This is a genomic window from Dyella japonica A8, from assembly GCF_000725385.1.
In the GTDB taxonomy this organism is placed as follows: Bacteria; Pseudomonadota; Gammaproteobacteria; order Xanthomonadales; family Rhodanobacteraceae; genus Dyella; species Dyella japonica_C.
The window spans coordinates 1,116,247-1,141,070 of the sequence record NZ_CP008884.1; the positions used below are offsets into that span (position 1 = coordinate 1,116,247).

At 65.5% G+C, this 24,824-nt stretch carries 19 protein-coding genes; 8 read left to right on the top strand and 11 right to left on the bottom strand.

Annotation, left to right across the window (positions count from 1 at the left end):
* The first annotated feature begins 77 nt into the window (after positions 1 to 77).
* From HY57_RS04660 to HY57_RS04675, 4 genes are all read left to right on the top strand, one after another.
* Complete coding sequence (locus HY57_RS04660) at positions 78 to 1,091, top strand: LacI family DNA-binding transcriptional regulator (RefSeq protein WP_019465146.1); 1,014 nt, start codon at positions 78 to 80, stop codon at positions 1,089 to 1,091.
* 202 nt (positions 1,092 to 1,293) lie between these two features.
* Positions 1,294 to 3,828: a glycoside hydrolase family 3 protein gene (locus tag HY57_RS04665; RefSeq protein WP_081500642.1), complete on the top strand. Its 2,535-nt coding sequence runs from the start codon at positions 1,294 to 1,296 to the stop codon at positions 3,826 to 3,828.
* A gap of 365 nt (positions 3,829 to 4,193) precedes the next feature.
* The gene (locus HY57_RS04670; protein WP_019465148.1) at positions 4,194 to 6,671 is read left to right on the top strand and encodes a TonB-dependent receptor; all 2,478 of its coding nucleotides are present in this window, start codon (positions 4,194 to 4,196) and stop codon (positions 6,669 to 6,671) included.
* A 367-nt stretch (positions 6,672 to 7,038) separates the two neighbouring features.
* Positions 7,039 to 8,619, top strand: a complete 1,581-nt coding sequence (locus tag HY57_RS04675) for a tryptophan halogenase family protein (RefSeq protein WP_019465149.1) — start codon at positions 7,039 to 7,041, stop codon at positions 8,617 to 8,619.
* A 32-nt stretch (positions 8,620 to 8,651) separates the two neighbouring features.
* On the opposite strand, the gene HY57_RS04680 is transcribed toward HY57_RS04675, so the two are convergent.
* From HY57_RS04680 to HY57_RS04705, 6 genes are all read right to left on the bottom strand, one after another.
* Positions 8,652 to 8,933 carry a hypothetical protein gene (locus tag HY57_RS04680; RefSeq protein WP_144240771.1) on the bottom strand — a complete coding sequence of 94 codons (282 nt, stop codon included), beginning with the start codon at positions 8,931 to 8,933 and terminating at the stop codon, positions 8,652 to 8,654.
* 155 nt (positions 8,934 to 9,088) lie between these two features.
* Entirely contained in the window at positions 9,089 to 10,036 is a 948-nt protein-coding gene (locus HY57_RS04685) for a hypothetical protein (protein ID WP_019465151.1), read from the bottom strand.
* Positions 10,037 to 10,275: 239 nt separating this feature from the next.
* The gene (gene pip, locus HY57_RS04690) at positions 10,276 to 11,229 is read right to left on the bottom strand and encodes a prolyl aminopeptidase (RefSeq protein WP_019465152.1); all 954 of its coding nucleotides are present in this window, start codon (positions 11,227 to 11,229) and stop codon (positions 10,276 to 10,278) included.
* A gap of 236 nt (positions 11,230 to 11,465) precedes the next feature.
* A complete protein-coding gene (locus HY57_RS04695; protein WP_019465153.1) occupies positions 11,466 to 14,420 on the bottom strand; it encodes a TonB-dependent receptor in 2,955 nt (984 codons plus the stop codon).
* A gap of 230 nt (positions 14,421 to 14,650) precedes the next feature.
* Positions 14,651 to 15,022: an MliC family protein gene (locus HY57_RS04700; protein WP_019465154.1), complete on the bottom strand. Its 372-nt coding sequence runs from the start codon at positions 15,020 to 15,022 to the stop codon at positions 14,651 to 14,653.
* Between the two features lie 3 nt (positions 15,023 to 15,025).
* Positions 15,026 to 16,897 (bottom strand): serine hydrolase domain-containing protein, encoded by a 1,872-nt coding sequence (locus HY57_RS04705; protein WP_019465155.1) that lies wholly within the window; start codon positions 16,895 to 16,897, stop codon positions 15,026 to 15,028.
* Between the two features lie 509 nt (positions 16,898 to 17,406).
* Between HY57_RS04705 and HY57_RS04710 the strand changes: the two genes are divergently transcribed.
* The gene (locus tag HY57_RS04710) at positions 17,407 to 18,444 is read left to right on the top strand and encodes a sensor domain-containing diguanylate cyclase (RefSeq protein WP_200873901.1); all 1,038 of its coding nucleotides are present in this window, start codon (positions 17,407 to 17,409) and stop codon (positions 18,442 to 18,444) included.
* 6 nt (positions 18,445 to 18,450) lie between these two features.
* On the opposite strand, the gene HY57_RS04715 is transcribed toward HY57_RS04710, so the two are convergent.
* The 4 genes from HY57_RS04715 to bufA2 form a co-directional block, all read right to left on the bottom strand.
* Complete coding sequence (locus HY57_RS04715) at positions 18,451 to 19,365, bottom strand: helix-turn-helix transcriptional regulator (protein WP_050997904.1); 915 nt, start codon at positions 19,363 to 19,365, stop codon at positions 18,451 to 18,453.
* Positions 19,366 to 19,435: 70 nt separating this feature from the next.
* The gene (locus tag HY57_RS04720) at positions 19,436 to 20,215 is read right to left on the bottom strand and encodes a DNA-binding domain-containing protein (protein WP_019465158.1); all 780 of its coding nucleotides are present in this window, start codon (positions 20,213 to 20,215) and stop codon (positions 19,436 to 19,438) included.
* Positions 20,212 to 21,054 carry an MNIO family bufferin maturase gene (bufB, locus tag HY57_RS04725; RefSeq protein WP_235186615.1) on the bottom strand — a complete coding sequence of 281 codons (843 nt, stop codon included), beginning with the start codon at positions 21,052 to 21,054 and terminating at the stop codon, positions 20,212 to 20,214. The genes HY57_RS04720 and bufB overlap by 4 nt, the downstream gene beginning before the upstream one ends.
* A gap of 62 nt (positions 21,055 to 21,116) precedes the next feature.
* On the bottom strand, positions 21,117 to 21,401 hold the full coding sequence (gene bufA2 / locus HY57_RS04730) for a BufA2 family periplasmic bufferin-type metallophore (protein ID WP_019465160.1): 285 nt from the start codon (positions 21,399 to 21,401) through the stop codon (positions 21,117 to 21,119).
* Between the two features lie 289 nt (positions 21,402 to 21,690).
* Between bufA2 and HY57_RS04735 the strand changes: the two genes are divergently transcribed.
* From HY57_RS04735 to HY57_RS04745, 3 genes are read left to right on the top strand one after another with little or no spacing between them, the layout of a single operon-like run.
* The gene (locus tag HY57_RS04735; protein WP_157786187.1) at positions 21,691 to 22,197 is read left to right on the top strand and encodes a DoxX family protein; all 507 of its coding nucleotides are present in this window, start codon (positions 21,691 to 21,693) and stop codon (positions 22,195 to 22,197) included.
* A 26-nt stretch (positions 22,198 to 22,223) separates the two neighbouring features.
* The gene (locus HY57_RS04740; protein ID WP_019465162.1) at positions 22,224 to 22,610 is read left to right on the top strand and encodes a thioredoxin family protein; all 387 of its coding nucleotides are present in this window, start codon (positions 22,224 to 22,226) and stop codon (positions 22,608 to 22,610) included.
* A complete protein-coding gene (locus tag HY57_RS04745) occupies positions 22,610 to 23,338 on the top strand; it encodes a cytochrome c biogenesis CcdA family protein (protein WP_019465163.1) in 729 nt (242 codons plus the stop codon). The genes HY57_RS04740 and HY57_RS04745 overlap by 1 nt, the downstream gene beginning before the upstream one ends.
* A 15-nt stretch (positions 23,339 to 23,353) precedes the next feature.
* Here HY57_RS04745 and HY57_RS04750 read toward each other — a convergent pair whose 3' ends face one another.
* The gene (locus HY57_RS04750; RefSeq protein ID WP_019465164.1) at positions 23,354 to 24,016 is read right to left on the bottom strand and encodes a MarC family protein; all 663 of its coding nucleotides are present in this window, start codon (positions 24,014 to 24,016) and stop codon (positions 23,354 to 23,356) included.
* Positions 24,017 to 24,824: the final 808 nt, after the last annotated feature.

A 24,824-nucleotide genomic window follows, 5' to 3' on the forward strand; every position in this document is an offset into this window, starting at 1 on the left:
GCGCCAGCTCCGGGTTCTTGTAAACCGCCTTCGGCAAAAGGCATATTGATCCGGCAGCAGTTCGCGTTGGAGAAGTCATGCGGGTCCGCCTCGAAGATGTAGCACGTGCGACGGGCGTCTCGCCCAAGACGGTGTCCCGCGTCCTCAACGAAGAATCCTCGGTCAAGGAATCCACCCGCCAGAAGGTGCTGGCGGCGATGGAGTCGATGAACTATCGCCCCAGCCCCGCCGCACGCGGGCTGGCGGGCAGCCGGTCGTTCCTGGTCGCGATGCTTTACGACAACAACGACAACCCGGCGTCGACCTATCTGGCCGAAGTGCAGGATGGCGTGCTCGACGCCTGCGATGCGCATCGCTACAGCATGATGGCCTGTCCGCTGCGCATGCGCGGCAAGGACTTCATCCGTCGCGTCGATGCATTGGTGTACGACCACCACATCGACGGTGTGATCATGACGCCACCGCTCACCGACTACGCGCCGCTGCTGCAGCGATTGAAGGAACACGGCGTGCCGCACGCCAGCCTGTCGCCGTTGCAGCACGAAGGCACCATCGGCGTGTGCATGGACGAGCAGCTGGCGGCCAAGGCCCTGGTGACGCATCTGGTGGAACTGGGGCACCGGCGCATCGCGCACATCGTCGGCATCGCCAACCACGGCGCCAGCCGCTGGCGACTGGCGGGCTACAAGGACGCGCTGGCTGCGGCTGGCCTGCCGTTCGATCCGCAGTACGTGGTGCAGGGCGAGTTCACCTTCGGCTCGGGCGTGCTCGCGGCGCGCGAGCTGTTCGCCCTGCCGGAGCTGCCCACCGCCATCTTCGCCGCCAATGACGACATGGCCGCGGGTGTGATGTGGGCGGCGAACGAGCGCGGCCTGAAGGTGCCGCGCGACCTGTCCGTCTGCGGCTTCGATGACACGCCGCTGGCCACGCAGCTATGGCCGCCACTCACCACCGTGCGCCAGCCCAGCCGCGAGATGGGCAAGCTTGCCGCGCTGCAGCTGATGGAACTGCTGCGTGGGCGCGGTACCGGCCTGCTGGTGCAGGTGCCGTACGCGCTGCAGCTGCGCGAATCCACCTCGCGGGTTCCCTGAGCCCGCCACCGGCCAGGCATCCCGTCCCACCCTGGTCGAAGGCTGTCGTCCTGGCTTAACACTCTGATTAAAAAGAAATAAACGGGCTGTCGCGTGAACTTCCGGTCCGTTCTGCGGCCTGTTGCATCGCAAATTGACAGCGCTGTCATTTCTGTCAGTCTCGGCGGCGGCCGGCTCCAAGGGGGAGCCGGCTCCCTGCCTGATGGAGAGAGCCGTGCTGGCTTCCGCTCGTCGTTTGCGTTGTGTCCGGACCGTTCTTGCCGCTGCGCTGGCCTGTGCCTGCGCGGGTGCCGTCTGCGCTGGCGATGCGTCGCCCGTGCATGCGGACGCATGGCCGCGCGCCACCTGGCCGTTCCCGAAAGACGCCGCGCTGGAGCGGCGCGTTTCCGACCTGATGGCAAAGATGACGGTGGAGGAAAAGGTCGGCCAGCTGATCCAGGCGGACATCCTCAGCGTCACGCCGGACGACGTGCGCAGATACCATCTCGGCGCCATTCTCGCAGGCGGCAACTCCAAACCGCGTGGCACGGTCACGGCGACCGTCGACGAATGGAAGGCGGCATCCGAATCGTTCTACCGCGCGAGCATGACGGCGACGGGCGACCATCCGCCGATTCCACTGCTGTTCGGTATCGACGCCGTGCACGGCCACAACAACGTGGTGGGCGCGACGTTGTTTCCGCAGAACTCGGCGCTGGGGAACGCGCATGACCCGGCGCTGATCCGCGAGATCGGCGAGGCGACCGCGGCGGAAGTGCGCGCCACCGGCATCAACTGGACCTTCGCGCCCACGCTGGCGGTGCCGCAGGACGAGCGCTGGGGCCGTGCCTACGAAGGCTATTCGCAGGACCCGAACATCGTCGCGCAGTACGCCACCGCGATGGTGGAGGGACTGCAGGGCAAGGTGGGCACGCCGCAGTTCCTCGATGGTTCGCATGTGCTCGCCTCGGCCAAGCATTTCCTCGCCGACGGAGGCACGACCAACGGCAAGGACCAGGGCGATGCGCAGATCAGCGAGGCCACGCTGCGCGATATACATGCGGCGGGCTACCCGCCGGCCATCGATGCGGGCGTGCAGGTGATCATGGCCTCCTTCTCCAGCTGGAACGGCCGCAAGATGTCGGCCGACAAGGCGCTGATCACCGATGTGCTCAAGCAGCGCATGGATTTCCAGGGACTGGTGGTGGGCGACTGGAATGCGCACGGGCAGGTGCCCGGCTGCACCAACGACGATTGCCCGGCCTCCTATAACGCCGGACTCGACATGCTGATGGCGCCCGACAGCTGGCGCGGCCTGTACGAACACACGCTGGCCGAGGTGAAGTCCGGCGCGATCCCGATGGCGCGCGTCGATGACGCCGTGGCGCGCATCCTGCGCGTGAAGTTCCGCGCGGGCCTGTTCGAAGCTGGCGCACCGTCGACGCAGCCACTCGTGCAGAAGGCGGGCGAGGTCGTGGGTAGCCCGGCGCATCGGGCCATCGCGCGGCGGGCCGTGCGCGAGTCGCTGGTGCTGCTCAAGAACAACGGCGGACTGCTGCCGCTCGATCCACGCAAGCGCATCCTCATTGCTGGCGAGGGCGCGGACAATATCTCGCGCCAGAGTGGTGGCTGGACGCTCAACTGGCAGGGCACGGGCCTGAAGAACGCCGATTTTCCGGGCGCGCAATCCATCGGCGCTGGCATGGTGGAGCAGGTGAAGCTGGCGGGCGGTTCGGCCGAGATCGAAACGGACGGCCATTTCACCGCGAAGCCCGACGTCGCCGTGGTGGTATTCGGTGAAGATCCGTATGCGGAGTTCCAGGGCGACCTTCCCAACCTGCTGTACCGGCCGGGCGACGATCACGATCTGGAACTGTTGCGCACGCTGCGCGCACAGGGCATTCCCGTGGTCGCCGTGTTCCTCAGCGGCCGGCCGCTCTGGGTGAATCGCGAGATCAATGCCTCGGATGCCTTCGTCGCCGCTTGGCTGCCGGGCAGCGAAGGCGGCGGCGTGGCGGACGTGTTGCTGCGTCGACGTGACGGCAGCATTGCCCACGGCTTTCACGGCAAGCTCGCCTATGGCTGGCCCTCGACGGCGGTGGTGGGGCAGGGTGCGCCGCAGTTTGCGCTGGGCTACGGCCTCACCTACGCCAGCCACGCCTCGTTGCCGGCACTGTCGGAAGTGTCCGGCATCACCGGCGAGCAGATTCCGGTTGGCCACTATCTTGAACGCGGCAAGGCCGTGCATGGCTACACATTCACGCTGGTCGACGCGAAAGGCGCATCGGTGAGCGGCGATGTGGCACCGGCAAGCGCGCCGGACGGCAGCCTGCACATGGTCGCGCTCGATTACAAGGCGCAGGAGGATGCGCGTCGATTCACCTGGCAAGCGGGCACGGCGCGGCTCTCGATCCGCGCGCGTGCACCGCTCGATCTGGATCGCGAAACCAATGGCGACGTATTGCTGGCGGTGACGCTGCGTGTCGACGCACTGCCGACCAGGGGTGCGTGGGTCGGCATGGGGTGCGGCACGGGCTGCGAAGGCCGCGTGGCCATCGGCGCCACCTTGTCCACGCTCACGCCGGGCCGATGGATGCGTGTGGGCGTGCCGCTCAAATGCCTGCGCGCCGCCGGAGCCGACATGCATCACATTGACCAGCCGTTCGCATGGGGCGCGGGCAAGGGCACCGATATGTCGCTGTCCCGCGTTTCGCTGGGCACCGATGTGGACATGGTGGTCGATTGCGTCAAGCGGTAAAGGGGCAATGCGGGCTGGGCAGGGGAGGTTTTGCTGGTCAGTCCGGATAACCCGTCAGGTAGTTCGCAGGCATGGATGCGTCAGCGATGACGGACAACGGACGGCTGGATGGCTATTTGCATCCGCATCAAAAAGCGGGACGTTGCACGTGTAACTATCCATCCACGCCAGGTGCAGTAACGGTTTCGCGGGTTCAGGCGGCTTGCTGCCACGCGTCAAGCTTCTGCCCGGAAACCGGTCTATGATCGCCATGACAGCGCTGTCATCTAAACAAATGACAGCGCTGTCATTGGGGGTGTCACTGGAGCCAGTCGCCGTCGAGGGCGGTGACCAACAACAATCCAAATGAATCGAGGGGAAGTCACATGAAGTTGCGCTACTCGGCGTTGTACATCGCGATGTCCCTGGTGCTCGCGCCAGGCGTCGTGCTGGCAGCGGATCAGGACGCGGCACCGCAGGGCGCGTCTTCGCAGAACACACCTTCGCAGGGCGGACCTTCGCAGGGCGGACCTTCGCAGGGCGTCGCGTCGCCAGCCGACAAGAAGGTGAAGCAGCTCGATGCCATTTCAGTGAGCGCGACCAAACGCGAGACGCCGCTCCAGAAAACCCCGGTGGCCGTGAGCGCCATCACGCCCGACACGCTCGACAAGGAGCGTGTCATGACCGTGCAGGACCTGACCAAGCTCGTGCCGGGCCTGCAGGGCACCAGCGAAGGCGACCACGGCGTGGTCACGCTGACCTTGCGCGGCATCGGCAACGACAGTGCGAAAACCGAATACGCCGATCCGGAAGTGGCCACCTTTGTCGACGGCGTCTATGCGCCGCGCGCCGAAGCCGCCTCGGGCCTGCTGCTGGACATGGACGGCGTGGAAGTGCTGCGCGGCCCGCAGGGCACGCTGTGGGGACGCAACTCCACCGCTGGCGCCATCAGCTTTCAGACGGCCAAACCTGAGATCGGCGCGGGCTTCTACGGCAATGCGCAGGTGGAGGCGGGCAACTACAACCAGATCGGCGCGCGCGCGGCGTTCAACCTGCCGATCAGCGACACGTTCGCCATGCGCGTGGCGGTGGTGCACGAGCAGCACGACGGCTATGTCGACTACCAGAATCCGTCGAGCGAACTGCCGAGCGTGGCGCAACAGCAGCAGGCCTATCTCGCTTCCGGCGGCAGCCTGGCCAACTTCAAGGCGATCGACCCCAGCCAGTACGTGCAGGGCGGCCAGAAGTACAACTCGCAGGACCAGTCCGCCGCGCGCGTGAGCGCATTGTGGCAGCCCAGCGATTCGTTCAAGTGGAACCTGTCGTACGAATACTTCGTCGATCGCGGCACGCCCGACCTGAGCCTGATGCAGACGCCGCGCCAGGGACAGGATTTCTGGTCCGCGCTGATCGACACCGCGCCGTACCTGGACCGCACCTCCAAGACGCTGCGTAGCCGCATGGACTGGAACATCAACGACGGCATGCAGCTGAGCTACATCGCCGGCTACAACCGCTATTCGGGCAAGAGCGATTTCGACCAGGACGTGGGCGTGGCCGTGCCCACCAGCTTCACCACGGGCGGCGTGTACCAGGACGACCGCACCAACTACTCCAACTACGAAAGCTGGAGCCAGGAAGTGGACCTCAAGTCCACCGGCCCGCAGACCGTGGACTGGATCGTCGGCGCGTACTACGGGTACGAAGACAACAACATCCGTTTCGACATTCCCATCATGAACGGCACCCGCTACGGTTCGGTGAACTGGCAGGGCTCCTTCATCCAGCCGAAGGAAACGGTGGAGTCCTATGCCTTGTTCGGCCAGGCGACCTGGCATATCACCGACCACTGGCGCCTCACCGGTGGCGCGCGCTGGTCGCATGACGACAAGGAAAACAAGGGCGGCATCAACTGGGGCTGGGATTACAACCCGGCGGTGCCGCAGGTGCCGATCTCGCCGGGCGTGACTCCGGACCCGTCGAACGGCTTCAGCATTTCCCAGCGCAACAGCGCCAAGTACAGCAAGAGCAAGCCGACCTGGCTGCTGCGCCTGGATACCGACGTGGGCGCCAACGGGCTGCTCTACGCCAGCGTGTCCACCGGCTACAAGTCCGGCGGCACGCAGGACGCGGGCACGCTGTACAAGCCCGAGACGCTGACCAACTATGAAATCGGCAGCAAGTTCACCTTCCTCGATGGCCACATGACCTGGAACTCGGCCATCTACTACGAGGACTTCAAGAACTTCCAGCTCTCCGCGCCCATCGTCTATCCGGATGGCAACCACGGCCTGGGTTTCTCCAACGTGGGCGGCAGCACCAAGGTGCTCGGCATCGAATCGGAGCTGGCGTACCAGCAGAAGGACGACCGCTTCAACCTGATCTTTTCGGCCATCCCGAAGAAGGAACTCGGCACGCTGATCTATGCCGGCTCCAACGACTACCAGGGCCTGCCCGCGTGTCCGCCCGCGTCAAACCTCGCCAATTGCATGAACGTCACCGGCAACGACCTGCCGCATGCACCGAACGTCTCGCTCACGGGCATCTACGAGCATGATTTCCACCTTTCCAATGGTGGACGCCTTACGCCGCGCATCAGCGCGCAGTACCAGAGCACGCAGTGGCTGAGCTACTTCAACCTCGGCTCGGGCGACCAGCAGAAGGCGTATACGCGCGGCGACCTTTCGCTGCGCTACACCGAGCCGGGCGACAAGTGGTGGGTCAACGCGTATGTGCAGAACGTGTCGGACGACAAGATCCGCACCAGCGCGGGGCGCTTCCTGATGTCCGACGGCTCGCTGCAGTACGTGTCGCAGTACCTCGCGCCGCGTACCTACGGCGTGCAGCTCGGCGTCTGGTTCTGACGGGATGCAGGGCGGCGCCCCATGATGTATGCGCCGCCTGATGTTTGCCGTTCTGCCGGCGACGCTCGGGGAGCGTCGCCCATCTTCCCCTTGAATGGCGTTATTTGCCGGGTCCGCGTGGGGCGGCCCGGCCGTTTTTTCATTGTCGCACCTGTTCCCGCGTGTGCCTCCCATTGCCTCGGCACCCATCCATTTCCCTCACCGTCATCCCTGCGAAAGCAGGGATCCAGCGTCTTTCGCTCTTGCCTAACACCTAGAGAAAAGGCACTGGATCCCTGCTTTCGCAGGGATGACGGTGAGGCACAAAGTGCACATGGGGCAAGCACTAAGCACCACGCGCGTCACAACCTGCCAGCCCGGAGATCTCATGGCTCGTCTGAAGAAAGTACTGATCGTCGGTGGCGGCACCGCTGGCTGGCTCGCCGCGTGCTACCTCGCCAAGGCGGTGAATGCGGTGGACCCGCAGGCCGTGCAGGTGCATCTGGTGGAGTCGCCGGACATCGGCCTGCTCGGCGTGGGCGAGGCCACGTTTCCCTCCATTCGGGGCACGCTCTCGGCGATCGGCCTGGACGAGCGCCGTTTCCTGGTGGGCGCCACGGCCACGTACAAGCAGGGCATCCACTATCGCCACTGGGTGCGTCCACCGGGAGCGCCGGGTGCGGATCACTTCTTCCACCCGTTCAATGCACCCAGCCAGCGGCCCGGCGGCCCGGAGCTGTTGCCGTACTGGTTGCTTGGCGCGGCGCCGCCCGGCATGCCCTTCGCCGATGCGGTGTCGATGCAGGCCACACTGGTCGATCATGCGCGTGGACCCAGGCGCTTCAAGGACCCGGACTATCAGGGGCCGATGAACCACGCCTTCCACTTCGATGCCGCCTGCTTCGCCCGCGTGCTGGCCGAGCATGGCCAGGAAACGCTGGGCGTGACGCGCCATGTAGCCACCGTGGAACGCACCGAGCTGGATGAGCATGGCGCCATCGCGCGCGTGGTGACGAAGGAGCTGGGCGAACTCACCGCCGATCTCTATGTCGACTGCACCGGCCTGCGCGGCCTGCTGATCGGCAACGTCATGCAATCGCCGTTCCGCAGTCGTGCGGACGTGTTGTTCGCCAACCGCGCCGTCGCCATGCAGGTGCCGTACGAGCGGCAAGATGCGCCGATTCCCTCGTACACGATCTCCACCGCGCAGGAAGCGGGGTGGATCTGGGATATCGGCCTGCAGCAGCGCCGCGGCGTCGGCTACGTGTATTCAGCGCGCCACACCTCCGACGAACGGGCGGAGGAGGTGTTCCGCCATTACCTCGGTCCGGTGGCCGAAGGCCTCAAGGCCATGCATATCAAGTTCGAAACCGGCTACCGCCCCGAGCACTGGCGCAAGAACTGCGTGGCGGTGGGGCTGGCAGGCGGATTCGTCGAGCCGCTGGAATCCACCGGCATCGCGCTGATCGAACTGGCGACCTACCTGCTTTCGCACCTGCTGCCCGGCGACACCGACGATATGGAGCGCGCGGCGCGGCACTACAACGCGATGATGGTCGCGCGCTACGACCGCATCATCGATTTCATCAAGATGCACTACTGCCTGAGCCACCGCCGCGACTCCCCGTTCTGGATCGACAACGCCGACCCCGCAAGCATTCCGCAGACGCTGCAGGACAAGCTGGCGCTGTGGAAGCATCGCCCGCCGCACCGGCTGGATTTTGTCAGCGACCTGGAAATGTTCCTGGTTTCCAGCTGGCAATACGTGCTGTACGGCATGGAGTTCCGCACCGACCTCAGTGCCATGCGCAGTGCCTATCCGCGCGTGGACGAGGCGCGGCAGGAGTTCCACAACATCCAGCGCGCCGCGGCGCAGGCGCTACAGGACCTTCCCGATCACCGCATGCTGGTGGAGCAGATGTGCAGGGATCACCATGAACGTGCGGGCACGAGCACGGCGGCGGCCTGAGCAGAAATGCCGCCGCCGCGCCGCGTGACGTTTCAGGTCGACGGGCGCTTGAATACGGCCCGGTCGTCGAAAGCCATGCTCAACATGGCCCAGAGGCCGCCGAAGAAGATCGCGCCCACCAGCACCGATACGATGACCGAGTCGTAGAAGATCCGGTGGGAGACCACCGCAAGCCAGACCGAGGGCACCAGCGCCGCCACGATGTATGGCCACGGCGGGCCGTAGCGCACGGCGGCATCGCATCCGCGGCAAGCCTTGATGCCCTTGCGCAGTTCGATGGCGCAATGGGGGCAGACGATATATTGGACAGACAAGGACGACACCGTGGACGGAAAGCGCCCACCGTAGGCCTTGCTAGCCATCCGCTCCATCGGATGAAGCTGAAATGCGGATGTGCCTTGTCATGCGTCATCCGGGCGCGGCAAGGTCGGAAGACCTCGCGGCATGCCCGCGCTTCCCGGCGCGCGGCCTATGGCGATGTATCGGCCACGTTGCCGGCACCGAACGTGCGGATGGTTTCGGCGATGGCGAAGTCCGCCGCGTTCATTGAAGTGTCTGCGCGATAGCGGCTCCAGTCGCGTTCCATCGCGCGCAGCAGGACGCGCCGCGGCGTGTCACCGGCATCGCTGGCCGGCACCTCGGCGGCGTAGGCCTCGGGCAGTTTCGACTGCATGAGCAGGCACAGCGCTTCCTCGATGTCGTAGGAGGTGCCGCCACGGGCGGAGATCAACTCGATGGCCTTCGATGCGTTGCGGCGTTTCTTCCAGTCCGCGGCGCGTCCGCTCATCATCATGTGCGTGCCTTCATAACCGACCACGGCGGGAAGGCTGGCGTCCTTCATGGTGGCGAACATGATCGGCGGGTTCTCGATGGTCCGGTCGGGCGGGCCAAGTGCGATCACGGCCACCTTCACCGCCGCATAGGGGAAGCGCATGCGGGTGAGCTCCTCCAGCCGCTGCACGTGGCGTCCTTTCGCCTCCTCGGTCTTCCATGCCTGGATGGTCGCCTGTTCGGTGGGCTCGACGTGTTGTTGCCAATACGCCATGAAGCGCTGGAAGTGTGGTTCGCCCTGCTTGAGCGTGGTGATCAGCACGGCGCTCTCATCGTAGGTGTAGGCCAGCTTGTAAAGGTCGGCATAGCTGCGGACATCCGACGCCATGGCATAGGCGGGAAGAAACGAGCCGGTGTTGAGTTCCTTCACGTTGTCCAGCGGCACCGAGGCGCGCAGGTCGGGAAACCCGGCGTTGTCCCGGTGCAGCAGGTAGGAGAGGAAATCCGCATACGGCGAGGCGACGAAGTCCAGCCGCGCGCCGGACGGATCCGCGTGCTCCGGCGTGCCCGCATGAAGGGCGGTACCGGCCAGCAACAGCACGGCCATAGCGGCGATACGCGCAAAACGTCCCTGCTTGATCTCCATGTCACCTCTCCCGGTTGCGTGGACTGAACGACAGTGTCTACAGCCAAACACAGCAGCATGGGCCGGATCGACGGATCCAGCCGGGCAACGCACAGCCGCGCGAGGCGCCACGGCAAGGTATTCCAGAATGCGAGCGGCGCGATAACGGGGACATCGCCGCCGGGCGAACGCATCACAGCGTAGCCCGGCAGCGATGACAAGGGGGAAAATCGGCCAGCCTGCGCGCTATCCGCGGAACATCAGGCGTAGCGATCGGCCAGCGCGTCGGTGGCGCTCACCAGCACATCGACAATGGCGGGGTCCGCCGCGCTGTGACCGGCCAGCACGATATGGAAGGCGGCCTCCGGCCATGCCGAGGCGAGGTCATGCGCCGTCTTCACCGGGCAGATGATGTCGTAGCGGCCATGCACGATGGTGGCGGGAATGCGGCGGATGCGGTGGATATCGCGCAGCAGCTGATCGGGTTCCAGGAAGATGCGGTGGCGGAAGTAGTGCGCCTCGGCGCGCGCCACGCTCACGGCAGCGTGCGGGTCCTCGAAGTTGCCCGGCTCGTCCGGGTCGTGCACCAGTGTCGTGCTGCCGCCTTCCCAGTTGCCCCACGCGATGGCCGCATCGACGCGGACGGAAGGGTCGTCGCTGTCGAGGCGACGCCAGTACGCTTCCACCATGTCGTGACGTTCGTCCTCGGGGATGTGCGCAAGATAGCGCTCCCAGCGCTCGGGAAAGATGAAGCGTGCGCCGCCATCGAGTTCATTGAACCAGCGCAGCTCATCCGGCCGGCCGAGAAAGATGCCGCGCAACACCAGCCCAAGCACCCGCTCGGGATGCTTCTGCGCATAGGCCAGCGCCAGCGTGGACCCCCACGAACCGCCGAACACCACCCAGCGCTCGATGCCGAAGTACTCGCGGATCGCCTCGATGTCGGCGACCAGATGCCAGGTGGTGTTGTCGCGCAGCTCGGCGTGCGGCGTGGATTTGCCTGCGCCACGCTGATCGAACAGCACGATGCGGTAACGCGTGGGGTCGAAGAAGCGACGGTGATACGCGGAAAGCCCCGCGCCGGGGCCGCCATGCAGGAACACCACGGGCAGGCCGTCGGGATGGCCGCACTCTTCGATGTACAGCTCGTGGATGTCGTCCACGCGCAGTCGATGGGTGCGATAGGGCTCGATCTCGGGGTATAGCTCGCGCATGGGTCGCTCCGTGGGAAGGCTTGCCGAAGCATAGCGTCCACGGTCGGAGATCGTGCGAGTGGGTTTGGCCGGGCACCCGGATCCGGCACCCCCTGTACGAGCGCACTGGTGCGCGACCGTGCGCTCACAAGGCCGAAGGTGCTTCAACGCTGCGGTCGCGCACCAGTGCGCTCCTACAGGGGAAACAGGGGCGCTTACCGTGGAATGCGGTGCGCCCCGGACCCGATGAGAATCGGTCAGAGCTTGTAATTGACCCCGAACATCACCGTGCGTCCCCAGGTGTTGTAGTCCAGCGGACGGGCGATCTGCACGTTGTTGGGCAGGCTGGAGATCTGCTGGGTCTTGTAGGGCGAGTTGGTGAGGTTGTAGAGCTGCAGCAGGATCGACAGGCCATTCCAGCTGCCCTGCGTGAAGGCGTAGCCCGCCTGAAAGTCGGTCTGCTTGTCGGCCAGCACCTTCTGGTAACCGAGCTGGTCGAATAGGGCGACCGCTTCACCGGTGAAGGAGGAACGGTAGCGCTCGGTGATGCGGAACGACCAGCCGTTCTTCTCGTAGTAAAGCGTGAGGTTGGCGACCTTGCGCGACAGGCCGGGCAGGGTGGATGGCGCACCCGGAATCGATGTCACCGAGCTTACCGGCACGGTGCTGTTGGTGAGCGAGAAGTTGCCCTGCATGCCGAAGCCGTCCAGCCAGCGTGTGACCAGGCCGCCTTCCAGCGCGCCCGACAGTTCCAGGCCCTGCATCTTGCCGCCGGTGCCGTTCTCCGGCGTGGTGAAGGAGCCGTAAGGGCTGCTCGGCTTGAGCGTGGCGTCGTTGTTGGTGTACTTGGAGAAGTCGTAGTCCAGGACCGTCTGGTTGTAGATGTAGTTCAACAGGTTCTTGTTGAACACCGCGACAGCGACATAGCTCGACTTGCCGAAGTATTTTTCCCAGGACAGGTCGGTGCCCACCGCGACATACGGCTTGAGGTTCGGGTTGCCGCCGCTGCCCGACCACAGCACCTGGCCGGTGGCAGGGCCGGAAGTGACGACGTCGAGGCTGGCGGACGAGGCCACCTTCTCGTCGTCGATGCGTCCGCGCGCCATGGTCTTGGCAAGGCCGAAGCGCAGGTACTGGTTCTCACCGATCGTGGCGATCAGATTCAGGCTGGGCAGCACGTTGTTGTACGTGGTGCCACCGGTCAGCTTGCCAACCAGGTTGTCACCGTTGGTCTGCAGCGCATCCGAGGATTGGTCGGTATGCACGAACTGCACGCCGGCATTGCCGCGCAGCGGGATGTCGCCCAGCATCGTGTCGATATTGAACTTCACATAGGCGACCGGCACCTTTTCCTCGACCGAGTAATTGCGCGCCCAGTCGGCCTGCTTGTTGCCCGAGGTGAGGTAGAACTGGCTGGCCAGTGCGCCAAGCACGTTGTAGTTGAGGATGGGCCCGATGCCGCCGTAGTTGAGCGACGTCGGCCCATACAGCAACGACGGATCGACCGGTACGCTGAAGCCAGGCTGGTAGGCACCGCCACTGGAGCCATTGCCGTTGAGCCATGCGAACTCGACGTCGGCGGATTTGGTCTTCTTGCGGTCGGAGTAGTTCACGCCGACGTCCACGGTGCTGAAGATCCAGCCCACCGGATGCGACACCTGCAGGCGGATGGCCTTGATGTGGTCGTCCTGGTGGTCGAATTCCTGGCGGCCGTTGTAGCCGTAGCCGTTCGGGTCGGTGAACACGACCTGGGACGGGTCCGCCAGGTCCGCGCCCGTGCGGAAGTCGGGAAAGCCGTAGTTCAACGGCGTGGCGAACTGCACGCTGGTGGTGGCGCCGTTGGCCAGGCCGCTGAACAGGTAGGCGTCGTGCAGGTCCTTCTTGGCGCTGGAATAGGAGAAATCCGCCATCGCTTCCCAGCCGTTGGCGAACGAGAACTGGTTGTTCCAGCCCACCGAGAACAGCTTGTCGTGTTCCTTGGTGTACTCGTTCTGCAGGATCGGCCGGATGTTGGCGATATCGCCGGTGGTGACGATGGGATACGGCGACGCGGGCACCACGCCCACGTTGCTGTATACGGCGGGATCCTGGTTGCCATTGGGATCGGTGTTGTAGGGGCCGCTCGCCCACTGCACGCCGTTGGTGTACTTCTTCTCGTTGAAGGTGGAGTAGTAGGTATCCAGCGTGCCGTGGTACCAGTCATTCGGCGCCCACTCCAGCACGGCCATCAGGCCGTTGCGCAGCTGGTTTTCCGATTGCGCGCGCAACTGCATGCCTTCCTGCGAGATGACGCCATTGGGCAGGCCCGGCGAATGCGGTCCACCCCAGGCGTCTTCGATGCTGCCGGGGCCATTGTTCATGCTCCACCACCACGCCTGGTACTGCTTTTCCTGGATGGGGGAGTCGAGCTGCGCGAAGCCCACGGCGAGGCCCAGCGTGTGGTCCAGGAACTGGTCCACGTACGAGAAGCTCGCGCGGTGGCCGAGGTCACCCGTGCCGGTACCGGGGTTCTGCTTGCCGTTGGTGGTGTATTCGCCGCGCAGGTTGGCGACCAGGACGCGATTGGGCAGATCCAGTGGATGCAGCGTGTGCAGGTCCATGGTGCCCGAGAGGCCTTGCCCGATCAGGCTGGCGTCGGGCGTCTTGTAGACCACGGCGCCGCTGATCAGCTCCGCCGGATACTGGTCGAACTCCACGCCACGGTTTTCGCCGATGGTCGACTGCTCGCGCCCGTTGAGCGTGGTGCCGGCGAAATCGGGCGAAAGGCCGCGGATGGAGATCTGGTCCGCGCGGCCGTCCACGCGCTGGGTGGCAAGGCCGGGCAGGCGGGCCAGGCTTTCCGCGATGCTCGCATCAGGCAGCTTGCCGATGTCTTCGGCGGAAATCGCTTCGACGATATTGTTGGCATTCTGCTTGGTCTTGATCGCGTTCTCGATGCTGCCGGCGATGCCGGTGACGACGATGGCGTCGAGGTTGGCCGCCCGGTCTTCGGATTTCGGTGCGGGCTTCTCTCCGGGCTTCGCCGGCTTCTTGTCCGACGGCGTGGCCTGTGTATGCTGCGGCGCGGTGGTCGTCTGGTCCTGCGTCTGCTGTGCCCACGCGGGATGCATGCCCGCCAAGGTGAGCAGTGCGGCGGCACAGGCCATGGCGAGCGGGCGCCTGGCCCAGTGCGTGCGACGTACGACGATATCCTGCGAGCGGCGACAGTCCATCTCTCTTCCCCGAGTCGTTATGTATGAGGGCCGTGCTCCCCGCACGGCCGACGCAGGCACGCCTTTCCATGGCCTTCAAGGTCTTTCGATCAGGTGGCCAAACGGCAGGTTTCTGCGTGCGGGGGTGAGCATGAGCGAGAGAAATTGCCGCGTCATCATGCGACGCAGCAACCGGGTCATGTCGCTGAAGAAGCGCCGTGTTTTCGTTCAGCGTGATGAGTGAAACGTCATCACTTGCCCGGCATGGCGCTGCATCCGGCGATGAGGGGCGCGGCGTTCGGCCCGGCCGTCATGTCGTAGAGATCGCCATGCTCGCCCTTGGTCCACCATGCGTAGGGGCCGGCCACGTACTTCACGCCCGAGGCAGCGATGGTGTCGACGAACAGTAGCGCTTCGTTCTTCACCGTCATCCTGGCGAAGCTCTGCCCACCGCGCTGGTTGTAGTACGCGACCTGCAGCGACTTGCCGGCGTGGCACCGGTAGTCGACCACCCGCGCGTCGGTTATCGGCACCGGCGGCAGGAAGGGTGTTTCGGCCATGGCCGCCGTGCCGGCCAGCATCGGCAGGATGAGCAACACGATACGCATGCCGTGGCGGTTCATGGCTCACTTCACCTCGTCGTAGATGTATTCGTGCTGGCCGTCGCGCAGCACCAGTTTGCGGCTGTCCGCCGTGCCGGAGACCACGAACTCGAAGTCATACGTGCCCGGGGAAATGGGTACGAACGAGAGCGAGCCGTCATCGTTCCGGCGCGAGGCCATGTCACTGTGCCATGCGCCGAAGTTGAACTGGACGTCCTTGCCGCTGCGATCTACCTGGATGGAGCCCACGGCAGGGTTGCGGTACCTGTCCGCGAGCCTGGCCACCGCGGCGGGGTCGGCCGGCACGGTGAGGCGTTTGCGTTCGGCGGCGATCTGCGCCTTCATGTTCTTCACCCCGGCGTCGATGTCGCCCTGTGCCAGCGGCTTGCCATCGAACAGCACTTCGAGCAGACGACGCTGGAAGGGCCCGCGTATCGCCCCGCCAGCGTCGGCGTTGGTAAGGATCACCGCGCCCACGTTCTGGTCGGGCAGCCAGATCATGTCGGAGTGGAAGCCGGCGAGGTCGCCGCCGTGGTGGACCACGGGCACGCCCCAGGTGCGGTCCACGATCAGGCCCATGCCATAGCTGGCCGTGGTGCCCAGCGCGACGTTGGGCTTGCGACGCTCCCGCAGGGCCTCCTTCGATACGTAGCGCTTGCCGTCGGGCAGCAGGCCGTCGGCCAGCTCCATCCGCACGTAGTGCAGCATGTCGTTCACTGAACTCCATGCCGCGCCGGCGGGGCGCGCAGCGCGGATGGAATCGTTGATGCCCATGGCGACGATCGCGGTGTGGCCGTCCACGTCGAAGCCGTGGGGCGTGGCGTGGTTGCCCAGCAAGGCCTTGTCATCGTCGAAGGTGGTGAGCGTCATGCCGAGCGGATCGAACACCTGTTTCTGCATGGCCAGGTCGTATGCGGCACCCAGTTCAAGATCCGGATACAGCACGTGTCCACCGATGTAGCCGGCCGCCGCGGCCATCAGGTTGGAATACTGAAACAGTTCGCCGAACCGGCTGGTGGGCTGCATGCCGGACAGCGCTTTCATCACCGTTTCCGGCGTGGCGTCGCGGCTGTTGAGCAGCCATTCCATGTCCTGCCGCGGCATGCCGGTGCAGGCGCAGATCAGGTGGCGCATCTGTACCTGCGTGGTCGTCGCCGCATCGCCCAGCTTGAACGCGGGCATGACCTCCACCACCGGCGTGTTCCAGCGGAACTTCTTCTGGTCCACCTCGCGCGCGAGCATCAGCGTGGTGAGCGCCTTGGTGTTGGAGGCGATCATGAACAACGTATCCGCATCCACCGGTGCCGGCTTGTTGATCTCCCGCACGCCAAAGCCACCGGCGAAGACCACCTTGCCGTGGTCGATCAGCCCAATGGCGATGCCCGGCACGTCGTACGCCTTGCGTGCATGCTCCACAAAGCCCTTGATCGCGTCGACGCGGGCGGCGTCGAGCGGGTGCGCCTTCCTGCCGGCAAAGCTTTCACGCCTGTAGCCCCTGGGCAGCAACCGGTCGGAGATGGCGCGCAACTGCGAGGCGCGCTTTTCGCCGACGTCGTTCGCCATGTCGAAGATCACGACGGTGTATTGCTCGCCGCGGCGATAAGCGACGGCGTCGACACTGCGTTTGTCGTTGGCCGATGTCTCGTAGTCGTAGGCGCGGATCTGGTCCCAGTCGTCGCGTGGCGAGGCGTCGCTCGCCACCTGCAGGGGCCAGGTCCTGGCGGGGGCATACGCCTTCCATGCCTGGGCCACCGCCTCGTCGGGCGTGCTGGCCTGGATGTCCACCAGCACGACCTGCGAGCCGGCTTCGGGCGGAGCGAGCGTCACCTTGTGGCCGGCAACGCGCGCCGTCCATCCGGTGGGCACCACGAACTGGGTGCCGGCGGACGTCGTCATTGGCGTATCGGTTTTCACCGCTGCGCTCGCGGCAGGTGGCGCGGGAGTGGGCACGGGGCTGGACAGCGACGTGGTCGCCAGCGCCAACATCCCAACCAGGGCAACGCAACGCATCAACATGGTGGCACCTCGCCACGAGGGGAGCACGCGGTGGTCATGCGCCGGACACGCAGCCCGGCGCGACATGAGTCGATGACACGGGTGGTCCTGGAAAGTCTACGCACGTTGTCGCGGGATGCCAGTGCGCTGGCGACGACGGCGGGCGATCCGCCGCGGGTTCATCGCCAAGGCGGACGCCAGCCGCGTTCATCATCACTCCGTCTGACGATGCGGCGTGTCTCGCCCGTTTCGCGCCATTCATCTCGGCATCGACGGTGACCCTGCGCCAGAATGCGCAGGCGTCGCCGCACGACAGGGATGAAAGGGCCACGCCAGTTTCGTGTCTACCATGTTCCATGCCACGACGACGGGTCACCGTGCGCCAGCCCTTGTTTGCAGAAGACCAGACGATGAATACAACCGTATCCCTGTCCATGCCCGATTTCGTTGGCCAGCTGGCGAATTCCGTCAGCCGGGCGCGCACGCTGGAGGAACTGGTGCGGCCGCTGCTTGAGCTGTTGCAGGCGGTGACCGGGCTGGAGTCCACCTACCTCACGACCATCGACACCGATGCGGGTTGCCAGTACATCCTGTTTTCCCGCAACACCAGCCGCCTGGACATTCCCGAGGGCTTGTCGGTGCCGTGGGAGGGCACGTTGTGCAAGCGCGCGCTGGAGGAAGGGCGCCCTTATACGGACGACGTCGCCAATTGCTGGGCCGATTCCGGTCCCGCGCGCGAGCTTGGCATCGCCACCTATGCGAGCACGCCGGTGCGGCTGGACGACGGGTCGCTCTATGGCACGTTGTGCGCGGCCAGTGGCGAGCGCAAGCCGCTGGCCGATGGCGCCGAGCAGGTGCTGCAGATGTTCTCCCGCCTGATCGGCCAGCAGATCGACCGCGAACGCATGCTGCAGGCACTGCAACGCGCCAACGACACGCTGGCGGTCAGCGCACTGACCGACACGACCACCGGCCTGCCCAACCGCCGCGCCCTGATGGACGAGTTGCGCCGTCGCCTCACTGGTCACGGACCGGAGGGGCATGCGCTGATCGTGGCCTTTGTCGACCTGGACCAGTTCAAGGCCATCAACGATATCCACGGCCATGACGCGGGTGATCGCTTCCTCGCCGCCATCGGCGGGCGCATGCAGGGTGCGGTGCGCGGCGGTGATTTCGTCGCCCGGCTCGGCGGCGACGAGTTCGTGGTGCTTTCCAGCCCTGCGCATGGCGACGCGCTGGAGGTGGCCGGGATGCTGCGCAAGCGACTGCAGGGCGCCACTACCGGACGCTTTCACCTGGGTGAGCTGACGCTCGACTACGCCGGGCCGAGCATCGGCACCATCGTGTCGATGTCGGGTGAGGCGGAGCCCGAAGCGCTGATCGCACAGGCCGACGCAGCCATGTACGAGGTCAAGCGCGAACGCCGGCAGGGACAGGCGCTGCGCTGAGCCCTGTCAGTTCAGCGCTGCCGCACGCAGGCCCTCGCCGCGGACACGGCCGGGGCAGATGCCACTGACCCGTTTGAACAGCCGGCGGAACGCTGCCTCGCTGCTGTAGCCCAGCTGCTGCGCAATGCCCGCGACCGATTGCTGGCGATCACGCAGCAATTGTTCGGCCACGCTGACGCGCCACTGCGTGACGTATTGGATCGGCGGCAACTTCATCAATTGCGTGAAGCGCTCGGCGAAGGCGGAGCGCGACATGCAGGCCAGGGCGGCCATGGACTGCATGGTCCACGCCTTGCCCGGATGATCGTGCACGGCCTGCAGCACGCGGGCAATGCGCGGATCGGCCAGCGAGGCGAACAAACCCTGCCGCCCGGCGGTCTGGCGCGAGTAATCGCAGATGGCGAGCGTAAACAGCGCATCGGCCAGCTTGTTGAGCAGCACATGGCGTCCGGCGCAGTCGGCGTGCACGACATCGGCCATGGCGGTGGCGAGCTGGCGGAAGGGTGCGCTGGCCTGTGATGCATGGATGATCAGGCATGAAGGCAACGCCAGGTTCAGCGGGTGCTGTCCCGAACCCACGAAGCGAAATTCGCCACAGATCAGGCTGGTGTGGGCGGCATCACCGCCCTGCGCGTCGAGCAGGCGATGCGGCGCGCCGTGCGGAAAGATCACCAGATCGCCGGTTTCCAGTTCCGCGGCGGTGCCCAGTTCGTCGCTCTGCACCCGGCAGCGGCCGGCGCCCACCAGATGGAACAGGCCGCATTCGTAACGGGGTGCATCCGCGTACCACGAACCGCAGCGGTGCAACTCGGCCACCACCTGCACCTGCAGCATCGACCGGTTGAGCAGGGATTCCAAAGCGGGCTCGACCAGCCTGGGGTGTGGGCCGGCAGGCAACAGTGGGTTCGGTTGGATGACCATGGGCGTCCTTTCAGCGAATGTCTCTACAGTGACTTCGCCGAAGGACAGGGTCCGGTTACATCGTCGCCGGTCAGGTCGTGTCGAGCCTGCCGATCAGGCCTTCGTTCATCCATTGGCCGAGCAGGGCGGCCATGCGAGGCAGGGCGGAGCGAGCGCCGTGGCGTTGCGCCAGCCGTTCGCACAGTTTCGCGAAAGTCTCGCCATGCAGCGCAGCCTGCAGCGCAGGGAACTCGGCAGGCGCTACCGGGCGGTAGCGCACTTCCAGCGCTGGGCGCCACACCAGCAGATGCCGCGGCTGGCGCAGTCGCCGCAACGCGGGTCGCGCCGTGCCCCGATCTGCCGCGCGACGGAGCGCGGCGATGTTGTGCGTCACGCGCAGCACGCGGGCATGCGGCAGGGGATGCAGGCGCAGCGTCGCCCAGCCATCGGGTGGTACATGTGCCAGCTCGCTGGCGGTGATCGTGGGATGGTCGGCCGCGTCGAACGCGGTGGAAATGGCCCAGTCCAACTGCGCCATCTCCGCCAGTGCTGGCCGTTCACACCATGGCGACGCGTAAGCGAGAAAGTCGGCGAGGCCTTCGCCATGCCAGCGGATGTTGAAGTGTGTCGACGGATGGGCCGTCACGTAGTCGTGCAGCACATTCGCGAAACGTTTGCCAGCCAGCAGTGCCAGGCCGGGAAACTCCGTGCGCAGTGCCTCCACCAGTCGGAGGCGGTAGCCATGGTGATACACCGCGAGCCGGCTCGTGGCATCGGCCACGCCATCGCCGTGCAGCGAGGCCAGGTGCGGCATGGCATCCGCACGCAGTGCATCGGCCAACTGCCGCTGCATGGCGCGCAGCCCGCTCATGCCGCTTCCTGCCACAGTGCGTGGGCGAGCGCACGGGCGTGGTCGAGTTCCGCGCGCAAGGTGGCGAGCGGGGGAATGTGGTCGTCACGCTCGATCATGGTGGACACGCGGCCGAAGCGTCGCACGGCTTCCACGTAGAGATGCCACACGGCATCCCCCACGGGGGCGTCGTGCGTGTCGATCAACAGGGCATCGCCCTGCTCGTGGCCGGCGAGATGAAACTGCTGCACGCGCGATGGCGGCAACCCATCGAGATAATCCAGCGCACGGAACCCGTGGTTGTGCGCGCTCACATATACGTTGTTGATGTCGAGCAGGATCAGGCAGTCCGCGCGTTCGGCGACCGCCGCGAGGAATTCCCACTCGGTCAGCTGAGACTGCGCGAAGCTGATGTAGCTGGAGACATTCTCCAGCAGGATGCGCCGGCCGAGCCGGTCCTGCACGCGGTGCACGCGATCGACCACGTGGCCCAGTGCTTCCTCTGTATACGGCAGCGGCATCAGGTCATGCAGGTTCACACCATCCACGCCGGTCCAGCACAGGTGGTCGGAGATCCACGCGGGCTGCACGTGGCGGGCCAGCGCGGCAAGCTGGTCGAGATAGGCAGGGTCGAGCGGATCGGTGCCGCCGATGGACAAGGACACGCCGTGCATCACCAGCGGGAAACGCTCGCGAAAACGTTCCAGCCAGCGCAGCGGTCGCCCGCCCGGCACGAGGTAATTCTCCGAGACGATCTCCAGCCACTCGACGTTGCCCGGTTCCTCCAGCAGCGCTTCATAGTGATCGACGCGCAGGCCGAGGCCGAAGCCGAGATAGGGAAGCGGGCGGGAAGCGGGCACGGCGTTCTCCATGGCGGAAGCTGGCGGAGCATTCGCACGGCGCGAAGGCCCCGCCGCCGTTCTTACGACTGCTTGGCTGCTGCCTGGGCTGCGTCGCAATCGGCCTGGCTCTTCTGCATAGTGAAGCCCTGGCCCTTGCAGGCGTTCTGGCCCTTGCACGCATTGGTGGCCTGCTTGCAGGAGCCATGGCCCTTGCACGACGAGGAGTTCATGCACTTCACGCTGGCGGTGTCGCCGGTCTTGCCGGCGGACATCTTCTCGGTCGCGGAGGCGGACATCGAGGTGACGGCGAACAGGCCGGCAACCATCATCGCCATGGCGGCACCGTTGAGCTTGTTGGTCTTCATGGAACACTCCTGACAGGTGGTGGCGCCGCCACGTGGCGGCACGGGTGAGTAACGTCGGACCGGACAGTCGTGTCCGAAGCGGATGCCGACGGAGCCATTCTCGACAGGCGACGAGTGGGCGGCTGTCCCCCGGCGTCCCGCTTTTGTGCCCGATCGTCCGATGACGGAAGGCCGTGCGCCGGCGCGCCGCAGGACCGGACGGCCGGCAAGCAACGGTGGACGACCAGCCATGGCGACGCGCGACGGCGCTTCGCATCATCGCTGCACCTCCCTCCACGGATTCGCCGTCATGCGCCCGTTCATCGCCGACAAGGCATCGCGCCTGCTCCAGGCACTTCATCGCGTCGATTGGATCGGTCCGCTGGTGGTGCGCGTGGTGTTTGGCTATTTCTGGCTGGAAACCGGCATCGCCAAGGTGCACAACCTGGACGGTTTCACCCAGCGCTTCGTGGGCTGGGGTGTTCCGTATCCGGCCTTCAGCGCAGGGCTTTCCGCGTGGACGGAACTGGTCGGCGGCCTGCTGATCATGCTCGGCCTGTTCACGCGGCTGGTGTGCATTCCCATGCTGATCAACATGGCCGTGGCGGTGACGCTGGTGGTATCGGCCAACCTGATGAGCCTGGATGACTACGTCGAAGCCGATGAGATCGTCTACAGCCTGATCTTCTTCTGGCTGCTGGTCAGCGGACCGGGCAAGGCCAGCCTCGACACGCTGGTGGCGCGGATGTTGGGCATTCGCCCCCAGGCCGGCAACGCACCGGTGCGCCGCATCGGCATGCGCACCGTGACGGATTGACCCTTCCACGCAGGAGTTGCCTCACCATGAAGACGAATACCATCCGCCTCGCCGTCACCGCACTGTGGCTGGCGCTTGCCGGCGAGGCCGCCGCGGCCGAGGTTCCCTTCGACCAGGCGCAGTACACGCATGAAGTCGCCGCGGGAAAGCCGGTGGTGGTCTACCTGCATGCGGACTGGTGTCCGACATGCCGTGCACAGAAGCCCATCGTCGATCGTCTGTCGAAAGACCCGAAATTCGGTGGCGTGACCATCTTCGTGGCGGATTTCGACAAGGAAACCGCATTGGAGAAAGCGCTGGGCGTATCCCACCAGTCCACCTTCGTCGTCTTCAAACAGGGACATGAAGTGACGCGCTCGACCGGCCAGACCGCCGAACCGGCCATACGCGCCGTGCTGGAGCAGGCCCTCTGATGGACTTCGGGTGGGGTACCTATGCGCTCGGTTTTCTCGCCGGCATGGCGACGCTGTTGTCACCCTGCGTGTTGCCGATCCTGCCCATCCTGCTGACGTCGGCGTTGTCGCGGCACTGGTGGGGTGGCGCGATGCTGGCGTTGGGGCTAGGCCTGTCGTTCGCACTTACCGGTACGTTGATCGCGACGCTGGGCGCGTCCATCGGCCTGGATGCCACCACCCTGCGCACCATCGCCGCGTCGCTGATGGTGCTGTTCGGCGCGGTGATGCTGTTGCCGCCGTTGCAACGGACGTTCGCGCGCATCACGGCGCGGCTGGGCAACCAAGGCCAGCAGGCCCTGGGCTCGGTGCGTGGCGAGGGTGGCCTCAGTCAATTCCTGATCGGGCTGTTGCTGGGGCTGGTGTGGAGCCCCTGCGTGGGGCCGACGCTGGGTGCGGCTACCACGCTGGCGGCGCAGGGAAGAAACCTCGTGCAGATCGCCTTGTTGATGCTGTTGTTCGGTCTGGGCGCGGGCCTGCCCTTGCTGGTGCTGAGCACGGTGTCCGGCGCGGCGATGACACGCGTGCGAGGCGCGCTGCTTTCCGTGGGCGGTGCGGTGAAGTCGGTGCTTGGCGCGTGCTTCGTATTGATCGGGGTGATGGTGCTGACCGGCCTGGACCACCGCTTCGAGGCCCTGGTGCTTTCCCTCAGCCCCGACTGGCTGACGCGGCTGACGACATCCCTGTAGCGCGAGGCGGCGGTGTCACTTGATCGACGTAAGCAACTCTGAAAGCCCCAGCCACAACAGCTGCATGCCGATGCAGAACGTGACCAGCGCAAACAGACGCATCACGATCCTGGTGCCCGAAACGCCCAGCCAGCGCTCCAGCGTGCCGGCGAAGCGCATGCACACGTAAATGCAGGCGCACAGCACCACCAGCGCCGCCGCCACGCCAAGCACATGCCCGGGGTCCAGTCCCTCGCGCGGCGAGACGGTGCCCAGCGCGATCGCCACCGAGATCGAGCCGGGGCCCACCATCAGGGGCAGCGTCAACGGATAGAAGGCCTTGGCGCCGAGCGACGAATGCGGGTTCGGCGTCTTGACCTCCTGCACCTTCGCGCTGGCGTCGTCATCGTCAGGCTTCTGCAGCAGGTTCCAGCCCGCCACCGCGATGATCATGCCACCGGCCACGCGCAGCACCGGGATGGAAATCCCGAAGAAGGTGAGCACGTAAGCACCCATGACCAACGACACCAGCAGGATGACGAAGCTGTTGATGGTGATGCGCCACGCCAGGTCCGTGCGTTCGGCTGTGGTGGTGTGCGGGATCATGCTCAGCACGATGAAGGCGGAGCCGATGGGGTTGATGATGGGGAAGAGGCCCGTGATGAGCAGCAGGGCGGTCTGCGTGAAGTCTTTCAGCATGGCTTGGAGCTCCCCGGTGCGTGGCCGGGTTTATCGCAGCATGGACGGCTGGGTGCGGCAAGGGGTGATGTTGGGGGCGCGCAGGTTTGAGGTTGTTCTGGTGGTGTGTGGTTGGGTTTTCTTGGTTTGGTGGTATGCGGGCGGGGCAACGGTGGGCGTTGTTCTGGGGGATGGAAAAAGAGTTGGGGTGAGGGGCGGGTGCTCGCCTCACGGCCTCGTTCTTTAGCCGTCATCCCGGCACCTCCCAAAAAAGGCAATCTCGCCTTAGCGTTTCAAAGACACCGTCATCCCGGCGCAGGCCGGGATCCAGTTTCTGTGGTGGTCGGTCGTCGCCTCAGGCGCTCCCGTGACCTGGCTCGCCTGCCGCGGGCTTCCGCCCTCCTGCCGGAGGCCGGGTCACTTTCTCTTGCTTGCCCAAGAGAAAGTAACCAAAGAGAAGGGCCCCCCGGATGACGCGCCTTCCGGGCTTGCAGCCCGGAAGGTTCGCGGGCGGGTTCCGGGCTTTTCGACGGGGCTCCTGCCCCGACGAAAAGTGCCTGGCATCCCTGCCAGGCACCCCTGTGGGGCCTGATCTCCACCCGCCCGCCGCGTCATACGGGGACCCGGTAGGTCAAAAGCCAAAAGCCAAAAGCCAAAAGCCAAAAGCCAAAAGCCAAAAGCCAAAGGCCAAAGGCCAAAGGCCAAAGGCCAAAGGCCAAAGGCCAAAGCAAGAGCCCGAGCCGTCAGCGGAGCATCCAAAGAGGCGAGTCCCCTGTGGGAGCGCACCCTGTGCGCGACAGCAGAGTCTGGTGATCACCGCTCCGCTGGC